General features: G+C 57.3%; 20 protein-coding genes. 8 read left to right on the forward strand and 12 right to left on the reverse strand.

Annotated elements, in window-relative coordinates; genetic code table 11:
- Positions 1-6: 6 nt before the first annotated feature.
- The gene (locus FO268_RS19125; protein WP_150994854.1) at positions 7-1,107 is read right to left on the reverse strand and encodes a GGDEF domain-containing protein; all 1,101 of its coding nucleotides are present in this window, start codon (positions 1,105-1,107) and stop codon (positions 7-9) included.
- A 126-nt stretch (positions 1,108-1,233) separates the two neighbouring features.
- Positions 1,234-2,049: an SDR family NAD(P)-dependent oxidoreductase gene (locus tag FO268_RS19130; protein WP_150994855.1), complete on the reverse strand. Its 816-nt coding sequence runs from the start codon at positions 2,047-2,049 to the stop codon at positions 1,234-1,236.
- Positions 2,050-2,227: 178 nt separating this feature from the next.
- Here FO268_RS19130 and FO268_RS19135 point away from each other — a divergent pair, with 178 nt between their 5' ends.
- A complete protein-coding gene (locus FO268_RS19135; RefSeq protein WP_150994856.1) occupies positions 2,228-2,686 on the forward strand; it encodes an NfeD family protein in 459 nt (152 codons plus the stop codon).
- Positions 2,687-2,688: 2 nt separating this feature from the next.
- Positions 2,689-3,723: an SPFH domain-containing protein gene (locus FO268_RS19140; RefSeq protein ID WP_150994857.1), complete on the forward strand. Its 1,035-nt coding sequence runs from the start codon at positions 2,689-2,691 to the stop codon at positions 3,721-3,723.
- Between the two features lie 31 nt (positions 3,724-3,754).
- Here the strand turns inward: FO268_RS19140 and yfbR are convergent, their stop codons facing one another.
- Positions 3,755-4,348, reverse strand: a complete 594-nt coding sequence (yfbR, locus tag FO268_RS19145; RefSeq protein WP_150994858.1) for a 5'-deoxynucleotidase — start codon at positions 4,346-4,348, stop codon at positions 3,755-3,757.
- A 106-nt stretch (positions 4,349-4,454) separates the two neighbouring features.
- Between yfbR and FO268_RS19150 the strand changes: the two genes are divergently transcribed.
- A complete protein-coding gene (locus tag FO268_RS19150; protein ID WP_225316878.1) occupies positions 4,455-5,267 on the forward strand; it encodes a transporter substrate-binding domain-containing protein in 813 nt (270 codons plus the stop codon).
- Between the two features lie 10 nt (positions 5,268-5,277).
- On the opposite strand, the gene FO268_RS19155 is transcribed toward FO268_RS19150, so the two are convergent.
- Positions 5,278-8,223 carry a DUF748 domain-containing protein gene (locus FO268_RS19155; protein WP_150994859.1) on the reverse strand — a complete coding sequence of 982 codons (2,946 nt, stop codon included), beginning with the start codon at positions 8,221-8,223 and terminating at the stop codon, positions 5,278-5,280.
- A 181-nt stretch (positions 8,224-8,404) separates the two neighbouring features.
- Here FO268_RS19155 and pdxH point away from each other — a divergent pair, with 181 nt between their 5' ends.
- The 5 genes from pdxH (at position 8,405) to FO268_RS19180 (ending at position 11,224) form a co-directional block, all read left to right on the forward strand.
- On the forward strand, positions 8,405-9,040 hold the full coding sequence (gene pdxH / locus FO268_RS19160) for a pyridoxamine 5'-phosphate oxidase (RefSeq protein ID WP_150994860.1): 636 nt from the start codon (positions 8,405-8,407) through the stop codon (positions 9,038-9,040).
- Positions 9,021-9,770, forward strand: a complete 750-nt coding sequence (locus FO268_RS19165; protein WP_225316880.1) for a 4'-phosphopantetheinyl transferase family protein — start codon at positions 9,021-9,023, stop codon at positions 9,768-9,770. The genes pdxH and FO268_RS19165 overlap by 20 nt, the downstream gene beginning before the upstream one ends.
- Before the next feature lie 2 nt (positions 9,771-9,772).
- Positions 9,773-10,360 carry a DNA-3-methyladenine glycosylase I gene (locus FO268_RS19170; protein ID WP_150994861.1) on the forward strand — a complete coding sequence of 196 codons (588 nt, stop codon included), beginning with the start codon at positions 9,773-9,775 and terminating at the stop codon, positions 10,358-10,360.
- A gap of 109 nt (positions 10,361-10,469) precedes the next feature.
- Positions 10,470-10,775 carry a DUF6482 family protein gene (locus FO268_RS19175; RefSeq protein WP_150994862.1) on the forward strand — a complete coding sequence of 102 codons (306 nt, stop codon included), beginning with the start codon at positions 10,470-10,472 and terminating at the stop codon, positions 10,773-10,775.
- Positions 10,772-11,224 (forward strand): DUF3429 domain-containing protein, encoded by a 453-nt coding sequence (locus FO268_RS19180; protein WP_150994863.1) that lies wholly within the window; start codon positions 10,772-10,774, stop codon positions 11,222-11,224. Before FO268_RS19175 ends, FO268_RS19180 begins: the two co-directional genes overlap by 4 nt.
- Here the strand turns inward: FO268_RS19180 and FO268_RS19185 are convergent.
- From FO268_RS19185 to FO268_RS19220, 8 genes are all read right to left on the reverse strand, one after another.
- Positions 11,221-12,243 carry a sigma-70 family RNA polymerase sigma factor gene (locus FO268_RS19185; protein ID WP_150994864.1) on the reverse strand — a complete coding sequence of 341 codons (1,023 nt, stop codon included), beginning with the start codon at positions 12,241-12,243 and terminating at the stop codon, positions 11,221-11,223. The genes FO268_RS19180 and FO268_RS19185 overlap by 4 nt on opposite strands.
- Before the next feature lie 105 nt (positions 12,244-12,348).
- Positions 12,349-13,791: an aspartate kinase gene (locus FO268_RS19190; RefSeq protein ID WP_150994865.1), complete on the reverse strand. Its 1,443-nt coding sequence runs from the start codon at positions 13,789-13,791 to the stop codon at positions 12,349-12,351.
- Positions 13,792-13,842: 51 nt separating this feature from the next.
- Positions 13,843-15,111, reverse strand: coding sequence for a diaminobutyrate--2-oxoglutarate transaminase (gene ectB / locus FO268_RS19195; protein ID WP_150994866.1), 1,269 nt, complete (start codon positions 15,109-15,111; stop codon positions 13,843-13,845).
- A 131-nt stretch (positions 15,112-15,242) separates the two neighbouring features.
- Positions 15,243-15,758, reverse strand: coding sequence for a diaminobutyrate acetyltransferase (gene ectA / locus FO268_RS19200; protein WP_150994867.1), 516 nt, complete (start codon positions 15,756-15,758; stop codon positions 15,243-15,245).
- 149 nt (positions 15,759-15,907) lie between these two features.
- Complete coding sequence (locus FO268_RS19205) at positions 15,908-16,858, reverse strand: metallophosphoesterase family protein (protein ID WP_150994868.1); 951 nt, start codon at positions 16,856-16,858, stop codon at positions 15,908-15,910.
- A gap of 8 nt (positions 16,859-16,866) precedes the next feature.
- Positions 16,867-18,270 carry a sodium:solute symporter family transporter gene (locus FO268_RS19210; RefSeq protein ID WP_150994869.1) on the reverse strand — a complete coding sequence of 468 codons (1,404 nt, stop codon included), beginning with the start codon at positions 18,268-18,270 and terminating at the stop codon, positions 16,867-16,869.
- 425 nt (positions 18,271-18,695) lie between these two features.
- Positions 18,696-19,658: a radical SAM protein gene (locus tag FO268_RS19215; RefSeq protein WP_150994870.1), complete on the reverse strand. Its 963-nt coding sequence runs from the start codon at positions 19,656-19,658 to the stop codon at positions 18,696-18,698.
- An 83-nt stretch (positions 19,659-19,741) separates the two neighbouring features.
- Entirely contained in the window at positions 19,742-21,931 is a 2,190-nt protein-coding gene (locus FO268_RS19220; RefSeq protein ID WP_150994871.1) for an FAD-dependent oxidoreductase, read from the reverse strand.
- Between the last annotated feature and the right edge of the window lie 205 nt (positions 21,932-22,136).

Here is a 22,136-nt window from a genome sequence, read left to right on the forward strand (position 1 = left end):
GGCGGGCTATACCGGCCCGCCGGCAAACTTCTGACCCCTTACGGATGACGCTCCGGCCCTGGCAACCATGTTGCGGCCGGCGCGTTTGCTGCTGAACAGGCAACGATCCGCAGTCCGGAAGAGGGTTTCCACTTCTTTGCCATGCTCAGGGTAATGGGCGATCCCGAACGACGCGGTCACCTGAATAACAGCCTCCCCGTAAACGAGTTTGCTTTCAGCAATGCGCTGACGCAGTTCATCCATCAATTCAAATGAGTCGTCAGGCTTCACATCCCTCAGAATCAGGCCGAATTCCTCTCCCCCCAACCGGCCTACCGAGTCCGTGATGCGCAGGCGCTCAGTCAGGCGGCGGCTGATGCCCCGTAACACATGGTCGCCGGCGTCGTGGCCCATGGTGTCGTTAACCACCTTGAAGTAATCGATGTCCATGATCACCAGGGCAAAACCGGAACCGCTGCGCGCGCACTCCGCAAGGGTACGACTCAGGGTGCTCTGGAAACTGGCGCGGTTCGACAGGCCGGTGAGAGCATCGGTCTGCGCCAGGGTAAACAGCTTGTGTTCTGCTTCTTCACGGCGGGTTTCGTAGAGATGAATGAAGCCCAGCATCAGCACGGCACAGAGGACCATGTTCAGAAGGTCAATCATGCTCCGGGCTTCAGCGATAAACTCCAGGTGAAAATAGAAGGCCACACATCCCGCCAACATGAACGGCGCACTGAGAAGAAAACCTTCCTTTTTGCCAAGCAGGAGATAAGCCAGTACCGGCATCATCAGTACCCACACGAACGCCGTGACAGAGGCGTCGGGCACCAGCATGATAAGCAGCGCGAATGAAAACCCCGTCACCAGGTAGCCGTATATCCAGAGCTGGAGGTGGGAGGTCCGGTTGATTCGCACAACGCCAAGGAACAGCGCCAGGCTGGCAATAATCTCGCCGGCAGCAAGCCAGAGATAACCGTTAAAAACCTGAAGGCAGGCGAAAACCACCAGCGCGGTGCCGGTTACCAGAAACAACGTCCGCATCAGTGAGCGGCGATGGGTGTCCCGCAGCCCTGAGCGGCTTTGTTGAAACGACGCACCAAGATCCGGGTGCTGTGATGTTTTCATCCTGCCACTTCCCCTGAACAACAGCGGACGGGAGCTCCCCCTGTACGTAAAATATACAGGGCCAGTCTCCGGGCATCAATCACCCCGGCGACCGGGCTGCAAGCAGGGCAGATACTGCCCTGCAGATCAGATGTACAGGTTTTTCCGGGAGAACCGTTCAACAAGAGGTTGATAGGCAGAACCAAGTACCCTGTTCAGGGCGTCAATACCCCACGCATCCGGCCCTACCAGAATGCGGGATTCGTCCTTCAGAATACCTCTTACGATGGTATCGGCGGCTTTTTCGGGCGTGGTCATGGCAAGTTTGTCGAATCCCTTGCGCTGGGCATCGGCATTCTCGGATTTGCCCATCCGCGCCGAATTCGCAATGTTGGTGCGGATACCGCCAGGGTGCACACAACTCACGGCCACCGGCTGCTTTTCCAGTTTCATTTCCTGTCGCAGGGATTCGGTGAAACCGCGAACCGCAAACTTGGCAGCGTTGTAGGCGCTTTGCTTGGGCACGCCAATCAAACCGAACACGCTGGAAATATTAACCACATGGCCATCACCGGAGGCAATCAGGTGAGGCAAAAACGCCCGGGTGCCGTGGGCTACGCCCCAGAAATCGATGTCCATGATCCACTTGAAATCCTCGTCGGTCATTTCCCGAACACTGGATGACAGAGCCACACCCGCATTGTTGACCACCAGATTGACCTGCCCGAAATCACTCAGCACCTGATCAGCATGGGCGTAGATTGCATCACGGTCCGACACATCCAGAGGGTAGGTTCTGACCTCGGTGCTGCTGCATTGGGCGGCCGTTTCGGCGAGGCCAGCCTCATTGACGTCCGACAGCGCCAGCCGGCACCCTTTTGCCGCCAGCGCCGCGGCCAGTGCCCGGCCGATACCGGAACCGGCGCCAGTAACCACAGCTACCTTATTGTTCAGATCCTTCATGGTCGATGACCTCTTGTTATGCGATGGATTGCTTACTCTAACAGGTGTCGTGTCAGGGGATATGGCAATAATGCGGGTCATTGCGGGGCAATAGAGCCAGTTTCTGTGACCCGTACATCCGTGACAGGTTACAATCCGGTGCTCTCATCATTTGTCTGTCACTAACGGATGTTTCTGTATGGAGTGGAGTCTTACGCATTTCTGGCTGATTCTGGCCCTGGTGTTGAGCCTTGCGGAGCTGACATCCGGCGTGCTGGTACTGCTGGCACTGGGCATCGCCGCCGCGCTGACGGCACTGCTGACCTTTCTGGGCGCCCCGTTTGAATGGCAGCTGGTGGGTATGGGCGCATTTTCGGGCATTCTGGTACCCATTGCCATTCGCTGGATCAGACCACGTTTCTCACCCAAAGGCGTGGCTTATGGAACAACCGGCACGGGCGTCGAGCAAGGCAGGCCTTACAGGACGCTCAAGCGGGACTTCGACGGCGCCAGCGGCCTCAAGGTCAACGGCGATTTCTATCGCCTGCGCACCAGCGATACCGGCATGACTGAATTGCCGGAAGGCACCGAGGTTATTTTCGAACGTTTTGACGGCACCACTGCCGTTGTTCACACGATCAATCACAAGGAGCAGTAAACATGGAATCGGTTATTTCCCCCGGGCTGGTTATCAGCCTTATTTTTGTCGTCATTGGTATTTTCATCATCGCCAAGGGCCTGGTTATCGTTCGCCAGTCCGAGGTTATGGTTATCGAGCGGCTGGGCTCGTTCAATCGAATCCTGGAAAGTGGTGTGAACATCATCATTCCGTTTATCGAGCGGCCACGCGCCATCACCATGACCCGCTACATGCGTATCGGTGACGAATATCACCCCAGCAGCAGCTTTGAAACGCGCATTGACCGCCGCGAGACCGTGATGGACTTCCCCGGCCAGCCGGTAGTAACCACGGACAACGTAACCGTGAATATCAATGGCGCGCTGTACTATCAGATCATCGATCCGCGCCGTGCGGTTTACGAAGTGGCCAACATGAGCCAGGCGGTGGAAGTACTTGCTAAAACCACCCTGCGCTCGGTCGTGGGCAAGATGGAGCTGGACAAGCTGTTCGAGTCCCGCAGCGAAGTGAACAACGCCATCCAGGCTGAAATGGAAGAGGCTGCGTCCAAGTGGGGAGTGAAGCTGACCCGTGTTGAGGTTCAGGACATCAGCATGCCGGAAGAAGTGGAAGAGGCCATGCGCCTGCAGATGGCCGCCGAGCGTAAGCGCCGGGCCACCGTCACCGAGGCCGAAGGCGAGAAATCAGCGGCCATTGCCATGGCCCAGGGCCAGCGTGAATCTGCCATTCTCAATGCCGAAGGCGACAAGCAATCCGCCATCCTGCGCGCCCAGGGGGAACAGGAGTCCATACGTCTGGTGCTGAGTGCCATTGGGGATTCTGAAGCGAACAAGCAGACAGTTATCGGTTACCTGCTGGGGCAAAGTTATATCAAGGTGCTGCCGAACATGGCCAAGGACGGAGAACGGGTGTTCGTGCCTTATGAGTCCTCGGCTCTGCTGGGTTCCATGGGCATGTTCCGGGAACTGGCAGGCAGCCCCGAGGATATCGTTCGCCAGAACATGAAGCAGGACGGCCTGCGCGGCGGCATGGTAGCGTCAGCCGGCAACAGCTGATAGCGAACTGATACGGTGGCCGCCGCCAGCCTTACCCCAAAAGGTTGTCGAGCGGTCGCTGGTAACCCGGCGCAAACACCTCCAGAAAGTACAGCACTTCCGGCAAGGCCTCTTCCTCCAGCCTTTTCCGGATGTGGCCTGCAGCCGGTTCGAACTCCTTGTTACCCGCCTGCATTTCTGCCTCGCATTTCAGTAATGCCGACAACCGGTCAGCAGCCTTGATCAGTTCCTTCTCTTCCGGTGCCCACCGGGACTCACTGATGTAGGGATCGAACTCGTCACGCAGATCATCCGGCAGCAGCGCGAGCAACTCAGCCTCGGCCTTGTGTTCGATATCGCCAAAAGCTTCCCGCATGACCCTGGAGTGATATTTGACCGGCGTCGGCATATCTCCCGTTATAACTTCGGTAGCATCATGATAAAGCGCTGCCGCCGCAATCCGGTCAACGTTAACTTGCCCTCCAAAGTGCCGGTTGCGGATAATAGCAAGGGCATGGGCCAGGGTTGCTACCTCCCAGGAATGGGTGGCAACGTTCTCTTCGATGGCGTTGCGCATCAATCCCCAGCGTCTGATCCAGCGAAGCCGTGATACGTAGGCAAAAAAATGGCTGAGAGGGCGGCTCATAGAGATATCCCGTTTTGCATGAGTTTATAATTGACCCCTTATGACAATGAACTAACGGTGCTAATCTGAATACTCGTTCAACTTTTACCAATGCGGAACCGCAACTTTGAACTTCAGACGCCTGCTTAAAACCGCCCTTCCGTTTCTTTGTCTGCCTGTTGCACTGGGTTTTGCAACCGGCGTCTCGTCGGAGACCGAGATCACTGTCGGCGTCTATGATTTCCCACCTCTGGCTGCCGTGCATGAAAGCACAAAGGTAGAAGGTTTGCTGGGCGAGCTCCTTACCGAACTTGAAACTGCTGATCGGGACATCACTTTTCGCATCGTACACACCTCTCCCAAGCGCAGGCACCTGGATTTTGAGGCAGGATTGTACGACGTCATCTTCTTTGAGAGCCTGGACTGGGGTTGGGAGTCCCGGCCTGTCGCTGCAACGCGCCCGATATTGATGGACGAAGACGTCTACGTAGCCCTCAACAAGCCCGGCCGGGATCAGAGCTTTTTCGATAATGTTGCTGACCGGGCTATTGTCGCCATTTCCGGTTACCACTATGGCTTTGCAGGCCTTTCCACAGACAACGCCGATCTGGAAGAGCGCTTCCGGATCGAATTTTCCCACAGCCACGACCGCAACCTGAATCTGATAAAGGCCGACCGGCCGTCGCTGGCGGAAGTGGCTATCATCAACCGCTCTTATATCCAGATGTATCTGGAGCAACACCCGGAGGACCGGGCTCTGTTTCTGGTGTCCGACGCGGCTGACCAGACCTATCAGCTCCGGATCATGGCCCGCAAAGGCGGGCCGATAACGGCCGGAACCCTGGAGCAGTTGTTATTGCCGCTGATTGAACAGGGGCGTTACCAGCAAATGGTTGAACAACATGGGCTTCAGTTACCCCCCGACCTTGCCAGTTACTGAGCCCGCACTATCAGCGGGCGTCGAGTTCGAAGCCAACGGTTACCTTGCCATCCTCATCGGCACTTGCATCACGCACAGGATCCAGCAGAAACAGCTGACTTTCCGGCACATCGTAGCTCTCCTGCATTTCCCGGTGTAACCAGACACCCCGCGCAGAGGCCAGATTACCCAGCGCTTCCGGCGGCAACCTGATATCTGTAATCAACCTGTCCACCAGCGCCTGCTCCCATTCAGCCTCACTGATCTGGCCATTGTCGCCAGCAACATTAGCCTTGAAAGCCTCCAGCGAAGCGATATTATCCGAGCTGGAGTAGGCCTGCTCCAGACGGGCCACACGCTGGGATACCGCCGTTGCTTCCGTGATATCCAACTGCTCGAACAGCCGCTGCCGTCGCAATCCACGGGCGTCGGCATCCGGTGCAACCGCACCTCGAACATTCAGTACGAGCGCGGGACGGTCATTCAGGGCTGTTCCTAATGCCTCCAGCTTCGCTTTTTCGCCTTCCGCCAAGGTTACCTGGCCGGGCTCAAAGCGGATTCTGCCCAGATCGTCTCCGGATAGCCCGGCCATATCCGCAATCGAGCCCAGCATGCTGAAAGGGGATGTTGCTGCTTTTGCCACCAGATTGACGAAGGTCCTCATCACCACCTGCCCCACATTGAAGTCCGGGCTGTCCAGGTCGCCACTGACCGGAAGATTGATATCGATAACCCCGTTCCGGTCTCTCAGCAGGGCAAGGCCGAGTTTCACCGGCGCGCTGATAGCGTCATCGCTGGCTACGGGCTCCCCGAGTTCGAGACGATCCATGATCACACTGTTGCCGGCATCAATATTACTGCCGGAAAACTTGTAATCCAGATCGAGATTCAGTTTACCGCTGTCGACACCATAGCCGAGATAGCGGCCGAAGTAGGGTGACAACATGGGCAGTGAAACATTCTCCATAGTCAGCTTGAGCTCACTGGTGTCTTCCGTTCCCAGCGTGCCCAGGGACCCATCGAGTGTCATACTGGCAACATCTCCCACGCGGCCCTGCACCGATACCTTGCCCTGCTGCGGTGAGATATTGCTCAGGCCGGTTACAGAACCACGCAGTTGATCAAACCGGGTGCTAAAAGTCGGGTCCAGGGTGCGATCAGTGTAGGAGACAGCACCTTCTTCGAGCATCAGTTGGCCGATGCGGAAGATGAACTGTGGCTCTTCACCCTCTGCTGATGGCTCTTCATCCTCTGCTGACGCCGTTCCACTATCAGCCTGCGGGCGCGTCCCGGCGTCTTCTGTCTGCGTTGAGGGGATTATTCGCTCGAGATTGTGGACACCATTGGTATCACGAACCACATTGACCGCCGGACCTGCGAGCGTGACGGTGCCGATTTCCAGCCGTCCCGGCGCCACATTGTATTCCACCGGCTCCAGGCGGAGGTTCTGCCAGGCAATCAATCTCTCGTCACTGTCACCGAGGCGCACATCCAGTGACGTCACCTCGCCGGTGCCGCTGAAGGTCCCCGTCAGCGGATCCTGCTGCTGGTCCAGATCCAGATTTCCATCCATATTCAGGCGTCCGTCCCTCACATCCAGGTTCGCCATTTCGCTGATATAGGCACCGAACTGGGTCAGGGTGATGCCGGAACCGGAAATGCCCGCCTCCAGAGTGAAAGGCGCCAGGGTGGTCTGGCCATTAAACACGAGGCGACCACCCTCTCCCAGGGTAGCGTCCGCCTTGTAATTAACCGGATCGTCCAGTTGGTGGGAAATCTCGCCAACACGGATACTCAGGTCTTTTAACGACAGCGCCGCCTCGGTTTGCAGCTGCTCGTCCCGCCACTTCACGGCACTATTGCCAAGCTCCAACCCAGCCACGGACCAGCGAAAAGGCATGTCGCCAGATGCCGAATCATCGCTCGGCTCCTCGCCATCACCTTGCTGAAAGGGCGCAAACAGGTTGATGGAGCCGTCCGGTCTGCGATGCAGTGACAGGTCAACTCCCTCAATACTGACGGTTCCCGTAGCGGCTTCGCGGTTGTTCAGGCCGAACCGTATGTCGCCAACACGGATGCTTTCGGTGGTAAGCAGTTCGTCGTCGTTATCCCTCAGGCCAAGGCCCAGGTTATCAATGGAGAGTTGGCCGTTGGACGTATTCAGGAACAGCTCGTTGGCAGATTGCAGCTCGTACTCGGTGCTTAACGTTACGCTACCGCTGCGAAGCTGGTAGGGAAGATGGGGTTTGAGGAAATGCTGCAGCGTGGTGTGGGTCACGCCACCGAGTTTGATAAAGCCCTTTGAATACAGGGGCGTAATGCTCAGATCTCCTTCCCATTCAATGGTCTGGCTGCCAACCGCCGCCAACAGGTAATAGTTGCTACCAGCCTCGGCCCCGGGCCAGGTGGCCAAGTCATTCAGCGCCAGATCCAGCGGAGTGACCCGGAACTCCTCCATGGTTTCCTGGCTGAAGTCCCGGAACAACAGCTCACCCCCGGCCACCCTGACCCGGCCAAAGTACACGCGAGTCGGCTCTGCGGATTCACTCTCTTCGGTGGCTGTTTCTTCTGCCGGGGGGTTGTTGGCCTGCCAGTCCCTGGCATAATTCACACTGTAGTCGTCCAGCAGATCCAGACGTATGTAAGGTTCCTCAAGCTCAATATTCTGTAACGCAACAACACCGGTAACCAGCCGCCAGACCCCAAGATTGGTGTAAAGACGATCGAAAGCAACAACCTTTTCATCATCGCCGTCGGTCGCAGACAGATTCAGGACCTCAATACTCATGGTGAACGGATTCACGTGGATATCTTCCACCTCCGCCTGCCACCCCATGTGCTGATCCAACCTTTCCGGCAGTGTCCTTTCCAGCCACCAGGGCAGCCCAACGAATCCCACAAGGGCATAGATCACGACCAGAACCAGTACAACGCCCGAAATATTTCTGGCCAATCGTCGTGTGCGGTTTGCAACCACCCTGTTTTCTCCTTGTTAATTCCTGGTGACGGCTACAGCGCAGCCCATTGCAGTTTAACAAGGATAGTCTGCAAGTAGCGGTTTTGTCAGCCGGAACCGCTGGCAGACTGACAAGGCGCAAGGAACCCGATATTCTGTTGCCACCGTATTAAACGACGAATCCCTGACACAGGTAACCGTGATGGACATTAGCGATATGCGGCGTGACTTCGAGAGCGAAGGCCTGGATCGCGACGCTCTCGATGACAACCCGGTCAAACAGTTCCAGACCTGGTTTGGAGATGCCCGTGAAGCCGGCATTCTCGAACCCAATGCGATGTCACTGGCCACCACCGGTGGCGACGGCATGCCGGACATACGCACGGTGCTACTGAAATATTTCGATGCGTCCGGCTTCGTGTTCTACACCAACTATGGCAGTCGTAAGGCACGGGAGCTGGCAGAGAATCCAAAAGCGGCCCTGCTGTTTCCCTGGATCGCCCTTAACCGCCAGGTACGGATTCAGGGAAAGGTCGAGAAAGTCAGCAAAACCGAATCACTGCGTTATTTCGCCTCTCGCCCACGGGGCAGCCAGATCGGAGCCTGGGTATCGGAACAAAGCCGGGCCATTACCTCCCGCGGGTTGTTGGAGCAGAAAGTTGCAGAGATGAAGCGCCGGTTCAGCGAAGGCGAAATACCACTGCCGGATTTCTGGGGTGGTTATCGCGTAGTGCCCGAACGCATTGAATTCTGGCAGGGTCGCCCCAGCCGACTGCACGACCGGTTTGAATATGTGAAAGAGGACGACAGGTGGATCATTGACCGGCTCCAACCCTGACCTTGCTCCCACGGTGTGGCTGTGCCGGGAACCGGAGTCAGACGACCCGGCAACCCCGCAATGGCTGACAGCGTTTGAGCACGCCACGGTGGCCGCATTCAGCGGCATTCGACGCCAGGAATACCTGTGCAGCCGCTGGCTGATTCGCCAGGCCCTGGCAGGCGCCTCCGGCACCGCTGGCGCAGAATGCTGTCCCGTCGACGGCAGGCCGGTCTGTTCAGCCCATCCCCCGGGATGGCACCTGTCCCTGAGTCACAGCCACGGCTTCTCTGCCTGTGCCGTGTCAGCCACCCCTGGCCTGGGGCTGGACATCGAGCCCCGCAACCGGCATCCGCACTGGCAGAAAGTGGTCCGGCGCTGGTTCACTCCCAGTGAACAAACCTGGCTGCTTGACGGCAACGACTGCGAGGCCTTTCTCAAGGTCTGGACTCTCAAGGAAGCCTGGCTGAAAGCAACCGGGCGTGGTATTGCCGGCAACTTGCAGACACTGGAGGTTACCCCTGATTTCCAGCTGATCGGTGACGGCAGCGACGAGAGCTGGCGGGCCTCCGCCGGCCAGGTTGGCGATTTCCTGGTGGCGTTGGTCTACCGCCACTCCGGGCATTCGTTCCCTTCGGGATCACTTTTACAGACCCCCGGGGGGCTCTTTCAAGCCAGCCAGCCGGCCCGACCCATTGCTCCGGTACACTGGCTATTCCACAATCCCGTCATCATCCGCAAGCAGGAGTGATTATGGAAGATCAACAGCGCTGCCCATGGTGCGGCGATGACCCTCTCTACATGGATTACCACGACAACGTCTGGGGCCGGCCGGAATACGATGACCTGGCGCTGTTCGAAAAACTGTGTCTCGACGGCCAGCAGGCAGGGCTGAGCTGGATTACTATCCTGAGAAAACAGGAAAACTACCGCGCAGCTTACGATCACTTCGACCCCCAGCGCATCGCCGGATACGACGACAGCAAGATTGAGTCGCTGCTGCAGGACCCGGGCATTGTCCGCAACCGCCTGAAGGTAAAATCCATTATCCGTAACGCCAGGGGATATCTTGAGCTGCGGGAGCAGGGGCACTCGTTCAGCGACTTCCTGTGGTCGTTTGTGGACAACGCGCCAATCCAGAATCACTGGGGCAGCTTCGATCAGGTCCCGATATACACCCCGGAAGCAGAGGCCATGTCCAAAGCGCTGAAACAGCGAGGCTTCAATTTTGTGGGGCCCACCATTGTTTATGCGTTCATGCAGGCGGTGGGAATGGTGAATGACCACCTGACCTGTTGCCCACAACACTCGGTGTGTCGGGAGCTTGCCGGCAAGGTGTGAACCCCCGTTTTTCCTGCCACTTTCAGGCCGCCAGATGATCCCAAACCATCCGCTGCTCGTAAGTCCGTGGGTAACACATCATCCCTCGCGTACTAATGAGAGCAAAACGGTGAGAATAACCCTGGAAGAACTCAGGCACATACCCGACCTGACCATTGACCTGCTGGAAATCATCTCTCTGGAGGGTCAGCAATACATGGCAAGGCTGGTAATCGATGAGAAGTACCATCTGCTATCCGACGCCAGGAGCCATACCCGCCTGTTTCGCAGTAGCTGGGAAATCCAGGACACCCTGGCCAGTTTCAGTATTATGTCCACTGAAGTGGTGCATCCGTCTGCCTACCACGAAATGGTTGGCATGGCGCCCGCTGAGATCAAACCCATGAGAATTCGGGTGCAGGGGCGCAACTCGTGATTGCGGTCGCCAGGCTGGCGATCGTCGTTGGCATTGCCGGCTTGTTGCCCTTTCTTGCGGCCATTTTCGGCCTGTTCATGATGCCTGCCAAAAGCGTGGCCATCATCAGTTATTTCTATCTGTACAGTGCCGGTATCCTCGCCTTTATGGCAGGAATCTACTGGCCACTGGCCATGCAGCTGGAAAACCGGTGCTACCCTATCTCGCCACTGGTCACCATGCTGCTCAGCCAGGTATTTTTTGTCTCGGCAGGCATCGGGCTTTTACTGCCCGTCGCTGCCCAGATCGTGCTTTATACTGTCGCCTACATGGCGCTCTATGTAGTGGATGCACGCTGGATGAGAGGATACTGGCCCCAGTGGTACCTGAAACTGAGGCTGGTGCTGACCGCAATTGTATTGTTGTGTCAGGTAGCGGCCGGCACCTGGTTCTTTATGACCCATGGCTAACTGCCTCGGTTCTCCGGAGCCTGGCTCCGGAGTGACTCTTCCGGGCTTTCGACTCGACTTCTCAGTTTTCTCAGAGCGCCCTTTTCAATCTGCCGCACGCGCTCACGGCTGATTCCGAGATGGTCGGATATAACCTGCAGCGTCTCCGGTTCTGGCAGACCCAGCCCGAAGCGCCGGGACAGCACGTCTTTTTCCCGTGAACTGAGATCAGCCAGCAACGCTGCCAGCGTCCGCTTGCGGTCCCGATGCAGCATGTCATGATCCGGCGCAGACTGCTCACCCGCGCTCAGGCTGTCACCAAGAGTGACGCCTCCCTCAGCGGTTACGGGCATATCCACCGACACTTCCATGTTGGCCAGGGCCCGCAGTTCTCCGATGCGCGAGGGCGATACTTCAATTTCCCGTGCCAACTCACTTTGTGATGGCGTACGGCCCAGGGTCTGGTGAAGCATCAGGGCGGTTTTCTGCAGCAGACGAATTTCGTCCACCACGTTCTCCGGCGTGTGCACCAGACGGGTGCCCCGCTTCATACAGCGCTTCACCTCTTCGCTGATCCACCAGTAGGCGTAAGTGGAAAAACGAAACCCTTTGGTGGGGTCGAATCGTTCTACAGCTTTGATAAGGCCAACATTGGCATCCTGGATGACATCTGACATGGGGATACCGCGGTTGGCATAACGGCGTGCAATATGCACCGCCAGCCGCAGGTTACTCCGGATCAGCCGCTGGCGGCTGTCTGTGGCAAGGTGGTAGGCACGCCGGCACCTGGTCGAGAAAGCGCAGGCGTCACCCAGGCTTCCAATCACTTCCCGGTAGGTTTGGGGAGTATTCTCAGGCAAACCCATCTCTGCCGATATAATGCGGTAGCAGGAGGACAATCTGCGGGAAAGGCGACGTTCACCTTCGTTGGTAAGCAGTTCGTAGCGGGACGCATCCCTGAAATACAGCCCTACAAGGGATTCCGTTTCGCCGGAGTGGGCTATGGTCGGAGACGGCCCCGGGCTCTGAAGTTCATTCATGGCACAGGTTCCGGTCGTAAATTTATAGAAGATACGCGCGGAACAGGGCCATGGATTCCCGAAGACCGGGCCAGCCAGAGCCGGTTGCGGTAATTACCGACCGGGTCAGGCTGCGACGATGGCATACTCGTGGTTGTAGGGCTCAATCAATACACCGTGGAGCGCCACAATGGTCTTCTTGTAGGCGTCTTCATCCACCACAAACTGGATGTCCACTTGGCGCATGCATTGGTGCAGGGCCAGAATATTGATTTCTTCGTCCGCCAGGGCCTTGACCGACCGCGCCAGAATGCCCGGTATCTTGATATCACTGCCAATGGCAGAAACGATCGCCACCTTGCGGGTGTTGACTTCAGCATTGGGGAACTCGTCTTTCAGCGCCCGTACCACCCGCTTGACGTGTTTGAGGGTGCTGTCAACGTAATGGGTGATGGTGTTGGCGTTGGTGTCTTTGGACACAAAGCGCACCTTGAACCGCCCCAACACTTCGAGAATGCGGCGATCGGAGCCGGGCTCACCCTGCATATCCTGATCAAACACCTCGATAGCAAACACGCCCTTGTTGCCGGCTATGATTTCTACCTGCGGCTTTTCACTGATGTAATCGCCGGTGATCAGAGTACCGGTGTGCTCCGGCTCAAAAGTATTCATTACCCGCAACGGGATCTCATTCTGGCGCATGCCCTTACCGGCGCGGGGGTGGATCGCCTCCATTCCCAGGTTCGCCAGCTGGTCCGCCACGTCGTAATTGGTACGCCCCAGGGGGACCACCTTGTCGGCACCCACAATGTTGGGGTCAGCAGAGCTGAGATGGTATTCCTTGTGGATAATCGCCTCACGGGCATTGGTGATGACTGCCACCCGGCTGAAGGTCATCTCGCTGTAGCCACGGTCAAAAGTGCGCATCAGGCCTTCCTTGCACTGGGCATAGCCGGTAACAATGGGCAGCTCACGGGTAAGGTCTACGGCATCAAAAGCCTGCTTGAGCTTCTCGTCCAGTGGCAGCAGCTCGTTGTCGCGCCAGCCAGTCAGGTCGACAAAGCGTGCGTTAATGCCTTCCTGCTGAAGTTTCAGGGCGGTGTTGAAGGCACTGTGGGCCTCGCCAATGCCCGCCAGCATTTCCCGTACTGTCAGAAGGTGTTCTTCCAGTTGGAACTGGCCGTAGGAACACAGGCGCTGCAGATCAATCAGGCAACCACGAACCCCTTCAATCCTGTCAGTAATAAACTGGTCCGCCTGCTGCTTGAGCATCGGGTCCCCGAACAGCTCACCGTTAATATCGGTCAGGAACTTGATCAGTTTGGTGAGGTCGTCACCCCAGGCCCAGTCGGATTCCGCATCAGCAAACAGTGCGTAAACGCCCGGCTCGCCGGTTTTCTTGTGTTCCAGCAGTTCATCGGTGACACCGCCGTAGGCGGAGACCACGAATATGCGCTGGTAGAGGTCGTCCTTATCGCGCCCGCCGAGAATAATATTGTCGCGCACGGCCTCGTAGTTACTCATCGAGGTGCCGCCAATCTTCTCTACGGTATGTTGTTCGCTAGTCATAGTGTTACCGTCGTTATCCTGCAGAATGAATTTTGGGGGATGGCAGGCGTCTCAGGACGCCTTGCTCATTCCTTCCTGCATGATTTCATCCACGCTTTGAGCCAGAAGTTTAGCACCTTTACGCAGATCGTCGTCGCTGGTAGTCAGCGGCATCAGGCATTTGATCACTTCGTCGTTGGGGCCACTGGTTTCAATAATCAGCCCTTTTTCAAAGGCACGGCTGGTGATCTTGTCTGTCAACTCGGCGTGGGTAGCTTCAATACCACGCATCATGCCCCTGCCTTTCATCCGGAACTCCCCCGGGTACTTGTCACAGATGGCCTGCAGCCCCTGGCCCAGCACCTCGGTCTTGGCCTTCACATCCTGGGCAAAGGCGTCGTCTTTCCAGTAGGTCTCAATGGCTGCGCGGGCGGTTACAAAGGCCATGTTGTTGCCGCGGAAGGTGCCGTTGTGCTCGCCTGAACTCCAGACATCCAGCTCCGGCTTGAACAACACCAACGCCATGGGGAGGCCGTAACCGCTGAGGGACTTGGAAACGGTCACGATGTCCGGCTTGATGCCGGCAAACTCGAAGCTGAAGAACTCGCCGGTACGACCATTACCTGCCTGGATATCGTCCAGAATCAGCAGGATGTCGTGCTTCTTGCACAGCTTCTCAAGACCCTGCAGCCACTCGGCGCGGGCCGCGTTCAGACCGCCTTCACCCTGGACTGCCTCAACGATCACCGCGGCGGGCAGCTCAAAGCCGGACGAGCCATCAGACAGCACCTTGTCCATGATCTCAAGGGTGTCCACGTTCTCACCCAGATAGCCGTCGTAGAACATGAAATCCACGTTGCCCAGCGGGGTACCGACACCGCCACGATGGTGCTTGTTACCAGTGGCGGCAACCGCGCCCATGGTCACGCCGTGGAAGCCATTGGTGAAGGAAATGATGCCATTACGACCCTTCACCTTGCGGGCCAGTTTCAGGGCCGCTTCCACACAGTTGGTGCCGGTCGGGCCAGTGAACTGCATCTTGTAGTTCAGGCCACGGGGATCCAGGATGTGCGTCTTGTAGGACTCAATGAAGTCGTGCTTTGCCGTGGTGAACATATCCAGACCCTGACTGACACCATCGTTTTCAATGTACTCCAGCAGGGCTTTCTTGAGAATGTCGTTGTTGTGGCCATAATTCAGGGAGCCGGCGCCGGCCAGAAAATCCAGGTATTCCTTGCCGTCTTCGGTGTAAAGGTGCGCGTTCTTGGCACGGTTGAAAATCACCGGAAAGGCACGGGAGTAAACACGTACTTCGGATTCAGTCGACTTGAAAAGTTCCATGGTCTTGCCTCTTAGCATGTCAGGTTCGAGGTAGTTGTGCGGTGGCACGTTGGTTGAGGCCGTTGTGACAGATTCACCTCAGCAATCTGCCGGCCAGTCCAAACAGGGGTATCGATCGTTCGGGAAAGCGGTTACGCCGGCTTGGTAAAAGGCCCGATGCGGAGCAGGAATTCAGAGTCGTGCTCGCCGCCGAAGTGGGTCTCTTTCTCAAAGTGCTCGTGAAAGGTGAGCTCGGCACCCATGTCACGGGCAAACGACCGGAACAGCGCCCAGGAAGCCTCGTTGTCTTCAGTGATCGTGGTTTCCATGTGGGTCACGTTTTTGCACGCGTCCCGGTCCACAATCGCCTTCAGCATCCGCTTGGCCAGACCCTGCCCACGACCTTTCTCGTGAACGGCCACCTGCCAGACAAAGACGGTTTCAGGCTGTTGGGGGGGAATATAACCGGAAATAAAACCGACCAGATCGCCGTCTATCTCCGCTGCCACGCCGGTTTCGGCAAAGTGGCTGCACTGCAGGAGGTTGCAGTAGATCGAGTTGGGGTCCAGCGGCGGACATTCCGCAATCAGCTGGTGGAGCCTGTAGCCATCATCCTTGACCGGTGTGCGGAGGTTGATGGCGGTGGTATTCGAGCCTTCTGATGTCATAACGTGATCGATTCGCCTCAAAAAGTTAGCGTTAAATTATATAGACCACAAAATATATTTCAAGTCAGGCTTACTGGCTACCCTGCCAGGAATGCTGCCCTGCTCTGTAAGAATAGACCGGATTGGGACGCGCGCCAGTGACAAATTTGTTAAACAGCAGAAGGAAAAACAATACGATCTGAGGTCAGGGATGTGCCGCCGGCGATGCGAGTCCGGTACGACACGGCCGCAGCCGAACCACCAGGCCACAACTGATCGAAGCGTGGCAGCCAGGCTGCCAGATCGTAGGCCACCGGCACCAATGAGACGTTCAGACCTCGCCGCTCCAGACCGGCAACAGGCTCAAACTGCGGACTTGTCAGACCAATGCGGGTCACCAAGCCCCGCGGGTCGTGCTCCAGGTTACCCATACCCGCAGAGCCGTTATTAACCACGATGCGACTGCGCTCTTCTACCGTTCCTGACCAGAGCACAGGCAGGCAGGTGTGGGTGGAGGCAATCACATCAGCACCGGACTCGACAAACCATTCCGCCAGCTGCAATTCGTTGCCCGCCACAAACGATTCATGGGCCAACCCCCATCCTGCCAGGGACTCAGGATCGCCGTGCACCACTAAAATCTTTAGGCCTCCAAATAACAGGCAGCGATAGCGTGGCAGCAGGCGGAGTCGTTTCTGTATGTCCGGGTGGTCACCAGCCACTCCCTGCAACCGCTCCATGATGTGATTGGAGCGCTCGACCACGCCCTGGTCAACAAAGTCCGGGTAGGCACAGCCACAGCCCGCACCGTCACTTGGGGTGGCCAGTTCGTAATCCACGTTGCCCAGGCTGACCATATGATCCAGCACCCGGCAATTGATTTCCCTGAACAGGGTATCGCTGGCGTTGAACCAGTTGAAGTCACCGTTGAACACCAGCTTGACCCTGTGTCCATGGCGCTCCTCTGCAAGCGCCATCCGCTCGATCTCGTCGAGAGCGTATGGGTTTCCGTAGAGCCCGCCGATGATATAGAGCACATCCTCGGTGACCTGGCGAGGCTCCCGGCACAAGTCGGACGGTTTGTATCGATAAGCCAGGGGGCAGCTTCGGCCTTCGTTCATACCAATGCCTAGGCCTCACCGGCCGCAAGCGAGCGCCCTGCCAGCTTACGGGCCAACAGTGGCAGGAAGAAGCCGGCCGTACAGATCAGGAAGCCGTAGGCGTTGACACCAAGGAGCTTCGCATAGGCCCCGTCGCCGATGGCCCAGCTTGATGGGATCAGCCCCGCCGACAGCAGAATGCCAAGCCCCAGCCCGGTCCAGAAACTGAGATGGAAGCTCCAGGGCGACCAGCGGGTAAACCCGTAGAACAGAAACACCGGTGCCAGCCCCATCACCATGGTGCCGGAGATGGTCGTGGCCAACAGAATGTCGGTGCCGGCAAACATCGGAATGTTGCCCAGGAAGGCAAAGACAATCATGATCACCGCGCCCACCCGCACGCTGGGCAGCCGGTCCTTGGCCCGCTTCGCCAGTCGCGGCAGATCCACCGCCAGGGACTTGGCCAGGGAACTGAAGGTGGAATCCAGGGTGGAGCCCGCCGAGGTCATCATGATTACGCTCATAAAGAACAGCGCCGCCAGTCCCAGGGACTGGCCCACGGCCGCTGGCGCATTGCCCATGGCCTCAATGCCGTTCAGCCGCGCATGCACACCCACCAGGCTGAAGATAAATACCGCCACAAAGCCCAGCAGCCCGGCCACCACGAAGCTCTTAAGCATGGTTTTTTCTTTGTTCACAAAGCCCCGGTCGGTCAGCACCGGATCGTGGAAGGGATAGCTGAACATCTGCAAGAGGGCGACCAGCAACAGGTCAAAACCGGCATTAAGCTTGAACTCGCCGTTGGTCAGCAGGGCACTGGTGTCGTTGGCGGGAATGATCAGGAACAGCACCGCCCCCACAAAGAACACGAACACAAAGGTCTGGATCACATCGGTAAAAATTGACGACCGCAGCCCACCCTTGAGGCTGTAGGCGAGGGTAAACACGGTAAACAGCATGGCCGCGCCATAGTATTCCCACTCGCCCGGCAGCCCGAAATAACCACCCACCACGGCGGTATTACTCCAGACCTCGTTATACAACCGGATCAGAATCGCCGCCGCAAACGCCAGGCTGGCCAGCCGCCCGAAGCGGGACGTCAGAAATTCCTGCAGGCTGCGAGCCCCGGTCTGCGTCCGAATCAGATAGATGATGTAGCCGGCCACCGGAATCGAAAGCCAGTAACTGGCATAAGCCAGCCCCCCGGTCACACCGTAAGCCGCCCCCAGGTTGGCGGCGTTCGTCACCGACTTGGCAAAGATCCAGCTGATAAAAATACTCGCCGTCAGCGACCACTGCCCCACCGGATTACCCTGGTCATCCGCCCCCTTGTAAAAGGAATTGGCATTTTTACTCTTTGGCGACAGCACATACATCACCACGCCATAGAACACCAAAAATCCCCAAAACAGGGTGGCTTCCGTAAAGTTCATCGTCTGTCTTGTCCTCGTTCTCTGCCTTGTTTTCCGGTCATCCGGGGCTTATCCGGTTACCTCTGAGCACCGTGCTTGAGTCAGTGGTGGCGGGGGTTCAAAAAAACGCCCGTGAACCCATCCATGGGGGGCTTGGTCGCGCCATCCCTGGCGCTCCACATTTTTTGAACCCCCGCCACCACTGCCTCCTTCATACTTTTCAACATGCCGTCCCCGACTCATCAGGCACAGCAACCGAGTTCAAGAAAAGCGTTGTTTTACCAACGAATTGCAGTGAATTAACCGCGGTCTGGGGGTGGTGTTTTCTTTCCGCCAGGAAAAAGGTGTCTGAGCGAAGCGAGTTCTTTTTCCCAAGGAAATAAAACACCACCCCCAGGCCGCCAACTCCCAGCAACCAGTCCTAAAAAACCAGCACCCAGCCAAAACTAACCGGGCGCCGAACAACTGGCCCCAAACCGATAACAGGAAAAACACCGGTGATGCCGCAACATGATGCGCTCATCCATGCTCTCCGCCAGGGTACCGCCAAGGTCATACTGCGGATCGTCGTCCACCAGAGTGCAGGCATACACCCGCACCTGGTCATCCCGCTTCACCAGCATGCGCGTGTAGGTACACATAAAATGGGAACGGGCCTCCCTGGTGGGGTATTTTTCCATGCAGGTTTCGGTGATCTCTGGGCTGCCGTCTTCCGAGCCCGGGGTACCCAGGTCCGGGAAGGCGGTGAACGCCAGGGTTTCCGGGATGCCCCACTCGCGGAAAATGCCGCGGAAAGCCGCTTCCACGTCGGCAATACGCTCATCCGGATCGGTCTGGCGGGCGATGGAAACCTTGAAGCCCTGATGCACCAGCCAGCGGATGCCTTCCAGCGCCTTGTCGAAGCTACCCTCGCCCCTGTCAACGTCGTGACGGGCGCGGTCCGGGAAATCCAGGCTGACGCGGAAATGGATCGGGTAGGGATTATCCAGCAACGGCAACACCTGATGGCGGCGTTTCAACAGCGGGTCAGTGGCGTTGGTCAGCACAAAGCAGGGCCGGTGGTGGCTGGCGTAGTCCAGGATATTGATGAAATCGCGGATCACGAAGGGCTCGCCGCCGGTAAAGGAAAACTGCTCCACGCCCATGTCCAGAGCTTCATGGATAAACGGTTTCACATCGCTCAGCTTCATGCCCGGAATGCGGCCGTCGCCGGGGTGGGAACCCTCAAGGCAGAAGGGACAGGCCAGATTACAGGCTGTGCCGGTGTGAATCCATAACTCCTTGAGTTTATCCGCGTCAATGTAACCGCGCGGATCGCCGTTGCGGGTGTGGGTCCAGCTGTCGCGGGCCCGGGGTTCCAGCACTTCAACGGCAGGAATACGTCTTTCGGCGGTTTGGGTCAGGGGCATAGCTGCTCCGTGTTCATGGTGAATCTTTCAGTACAGACAAACCAACACCACCAGTGTTACAACACTGGCGCCATTTCTTTGTTTTACGTTGTCGCTTCTTTTACAGCCTTGTCGCGAGGCTGTTTACCGCGACGCCAGCCATGGAGCTTCTCAAGCAGTTTAAGAATGCCCTGTGGAGCATGGGCACGCTTCCATTCGCCTGCAGCGTATTTGGCCGATTCGTTCCAGGTCGGGTAGGGGTGAATGGTTCCCAGAATCTTGTTGAGCCCCAGGCCATGTTTCATCGCCAGGGTGAATTCCGCCAGGATTTCGCCCGCGTGCATACCCACCACAACGGCGCCCAGTATCTTGTCCTTGCCCGGCGGTGTCAGAATCTTGATGAAGCCGTAATCCTCGCTCTCGGCAATGGCGCGATCCAGGTCGTCCAGGCCATAACGGGTCACCTCATAGGCAATTCCCTTTTCCCTGGCTTCCGCCTCACTCAGGCCCACCCGCGCCACTTCCGGCGAAGTGAAGGTTACCCAGGGCATCACCCGGTAATCCACCCGGAAGCGCTTGAACTGGCCAAACAGACCATTCACGGCGGCATACCAGGCCTGGTGGGCGGCAGCATGAGTAAACTGGTAGGGGCCAGCCACATCGCCGCAGGCGAATACGTTGGGGAAGCGCATGCTCATGTCGTCCTCCACAGGTACTGTGCCATTTGGCAGGGTTTCGACGCCGATTTTATCCAGCCCGAGGCCTTTGGTATTAGCAGCCCGACCAACGGCCACCAGAACCTGGTCGAACGGAATCCGGACACGCTCGCCGTTGTGTTCGCAATACGCCACTTTTTCTCCGTCCTCGATGGCAAACTCTTTTGCCGCATGGTTCAGCCTCAGATCAATACCATCCTGCTGAAACTGCTTCATCACCACCTCAGCAACGTCACTGTCTTCCTTTGCCAGGATTCGGTCCCCCATCTCCACCTGGGTCACCTTGCTACCAAGACGCGCAAAGGCGTGGGCCAGCTCAGAGCCGATGGGGCCGCCGCCCAGCACCAGCAACCGGTCCGGTTGGGTGTCCAGCGACCACAGATTATCGGAGGTCAGTGGTTCCATTTCGGCCAGCCCCGGAATCGGGGGGACTGCCGGTTTTCCACCAGTGGCGACCACAATACTGCGGGCCGTCAGGCGCTCGGTGCGGCCATCATTGTGGACGACTTCCAGCTCCCAGGGGGATACGAAACTGGCCGTGCCGGCGATGCAGTCCACGCCCAATTTGCGATAACGTTCAGGCGAGTCGTGGGGCTCCACCTTGGCAATCACGTCCTGAACACGGTTCATGATGTTCCTGAATGAACCTGTCACCGGCACCGACTCCAGGCCGTAACGGTTGGCGTGGCGCAGGGTGTCTGCAGCCTTGGCGCTGCGGATCAGTGCTTTGGACGGCACGCAGCCGGTATTCAGGCAGTCGCCGCCCATTTTCTCCTTTTCGATCAATGCCACTTTTGCCTTAACCGCAGCGGCGATGTAAGCCGAAACCAGGCCGGCAGAACCGCCGCCAATCACCAGCATGTTGTAGTCAAAGGAGTCCGGCCTGTTCCAGCCCGCATACACACGGCGCTTGCGAATAAAGCCGACAATGAACTTGGCAATCAGCGGGAACAGGCCCAGCAGTGCAAATGACAACAGCAGGTTGGCAGAAAGAATGTCACCCGTGGACTCGATCTTTGACAGCTGAGTGCCTGCGTTCACGAACACGAAAGTACCAGGCAGCATTGCCGCCCAACTCACCAGGGCGTAGGTTTTCAGCTTCATGGCTGTCAGACCCATGGCCAGGTTGATCAGGAAGAAGGGGAAGACCGGCACCAGTCTCAGGGTCGCCAGATAAAAGGCACCGTCTTTTTCGATGCCGCGATCCATTTTGGCGACGGTTTCCGCGTATTTCCTTCGCAGTGTGTCGCGAATCAGAAATCTGGCGACCAGAAACGCCAGCGAGGCACCGATAGTTGAAGCAACAGAGACCGCAATCAGGCCGTAAATGTTGCCGAAAAAGGCGCCGCCAGCCAGAGTCATGATAGCAGCACCAGGGAGTGACAGTGCAGTGACAACCACATAGATAGCGGCATAGCCGATCACTGCCACCAACAGGTTCTGGCTGATCCATTGCTCAATGGAAGACTGGTGCCTCTGCAGATTTTCCAGGGTCAGTATTTCCGGTCCGCCAAAGCCGATAAACAGTGCAACGACAACACCGATAGCGACAAGGAGAATGAGCTTTTTCGAGTTCATGTCAGAATCCATCCGTTAAGAAATAAAAACAGGTTGCCCGGAAAGACACGGCCAAACGCTGGATGTTACACCGGCTTGCGGCTAAATTTTTTTGAATGATTGCTCATTTATACCGGAACTAATCATGTCAAGCATGGACATACCTTTGTCCAGCCGGTTCTGGAAGTCCAATAACATCTTTATAACAACGCGCTAACGCAGGTGT

It is taken from the genome of Marinobacter denitrificans (assembly GCF_008795955.1).
GTDB lineage: Bacteria > Pseudomonadota > Gammaproteobacteria > Pseudomonadales > Oleiphilaceae > Marinobacter > Marinobacter denitrificans.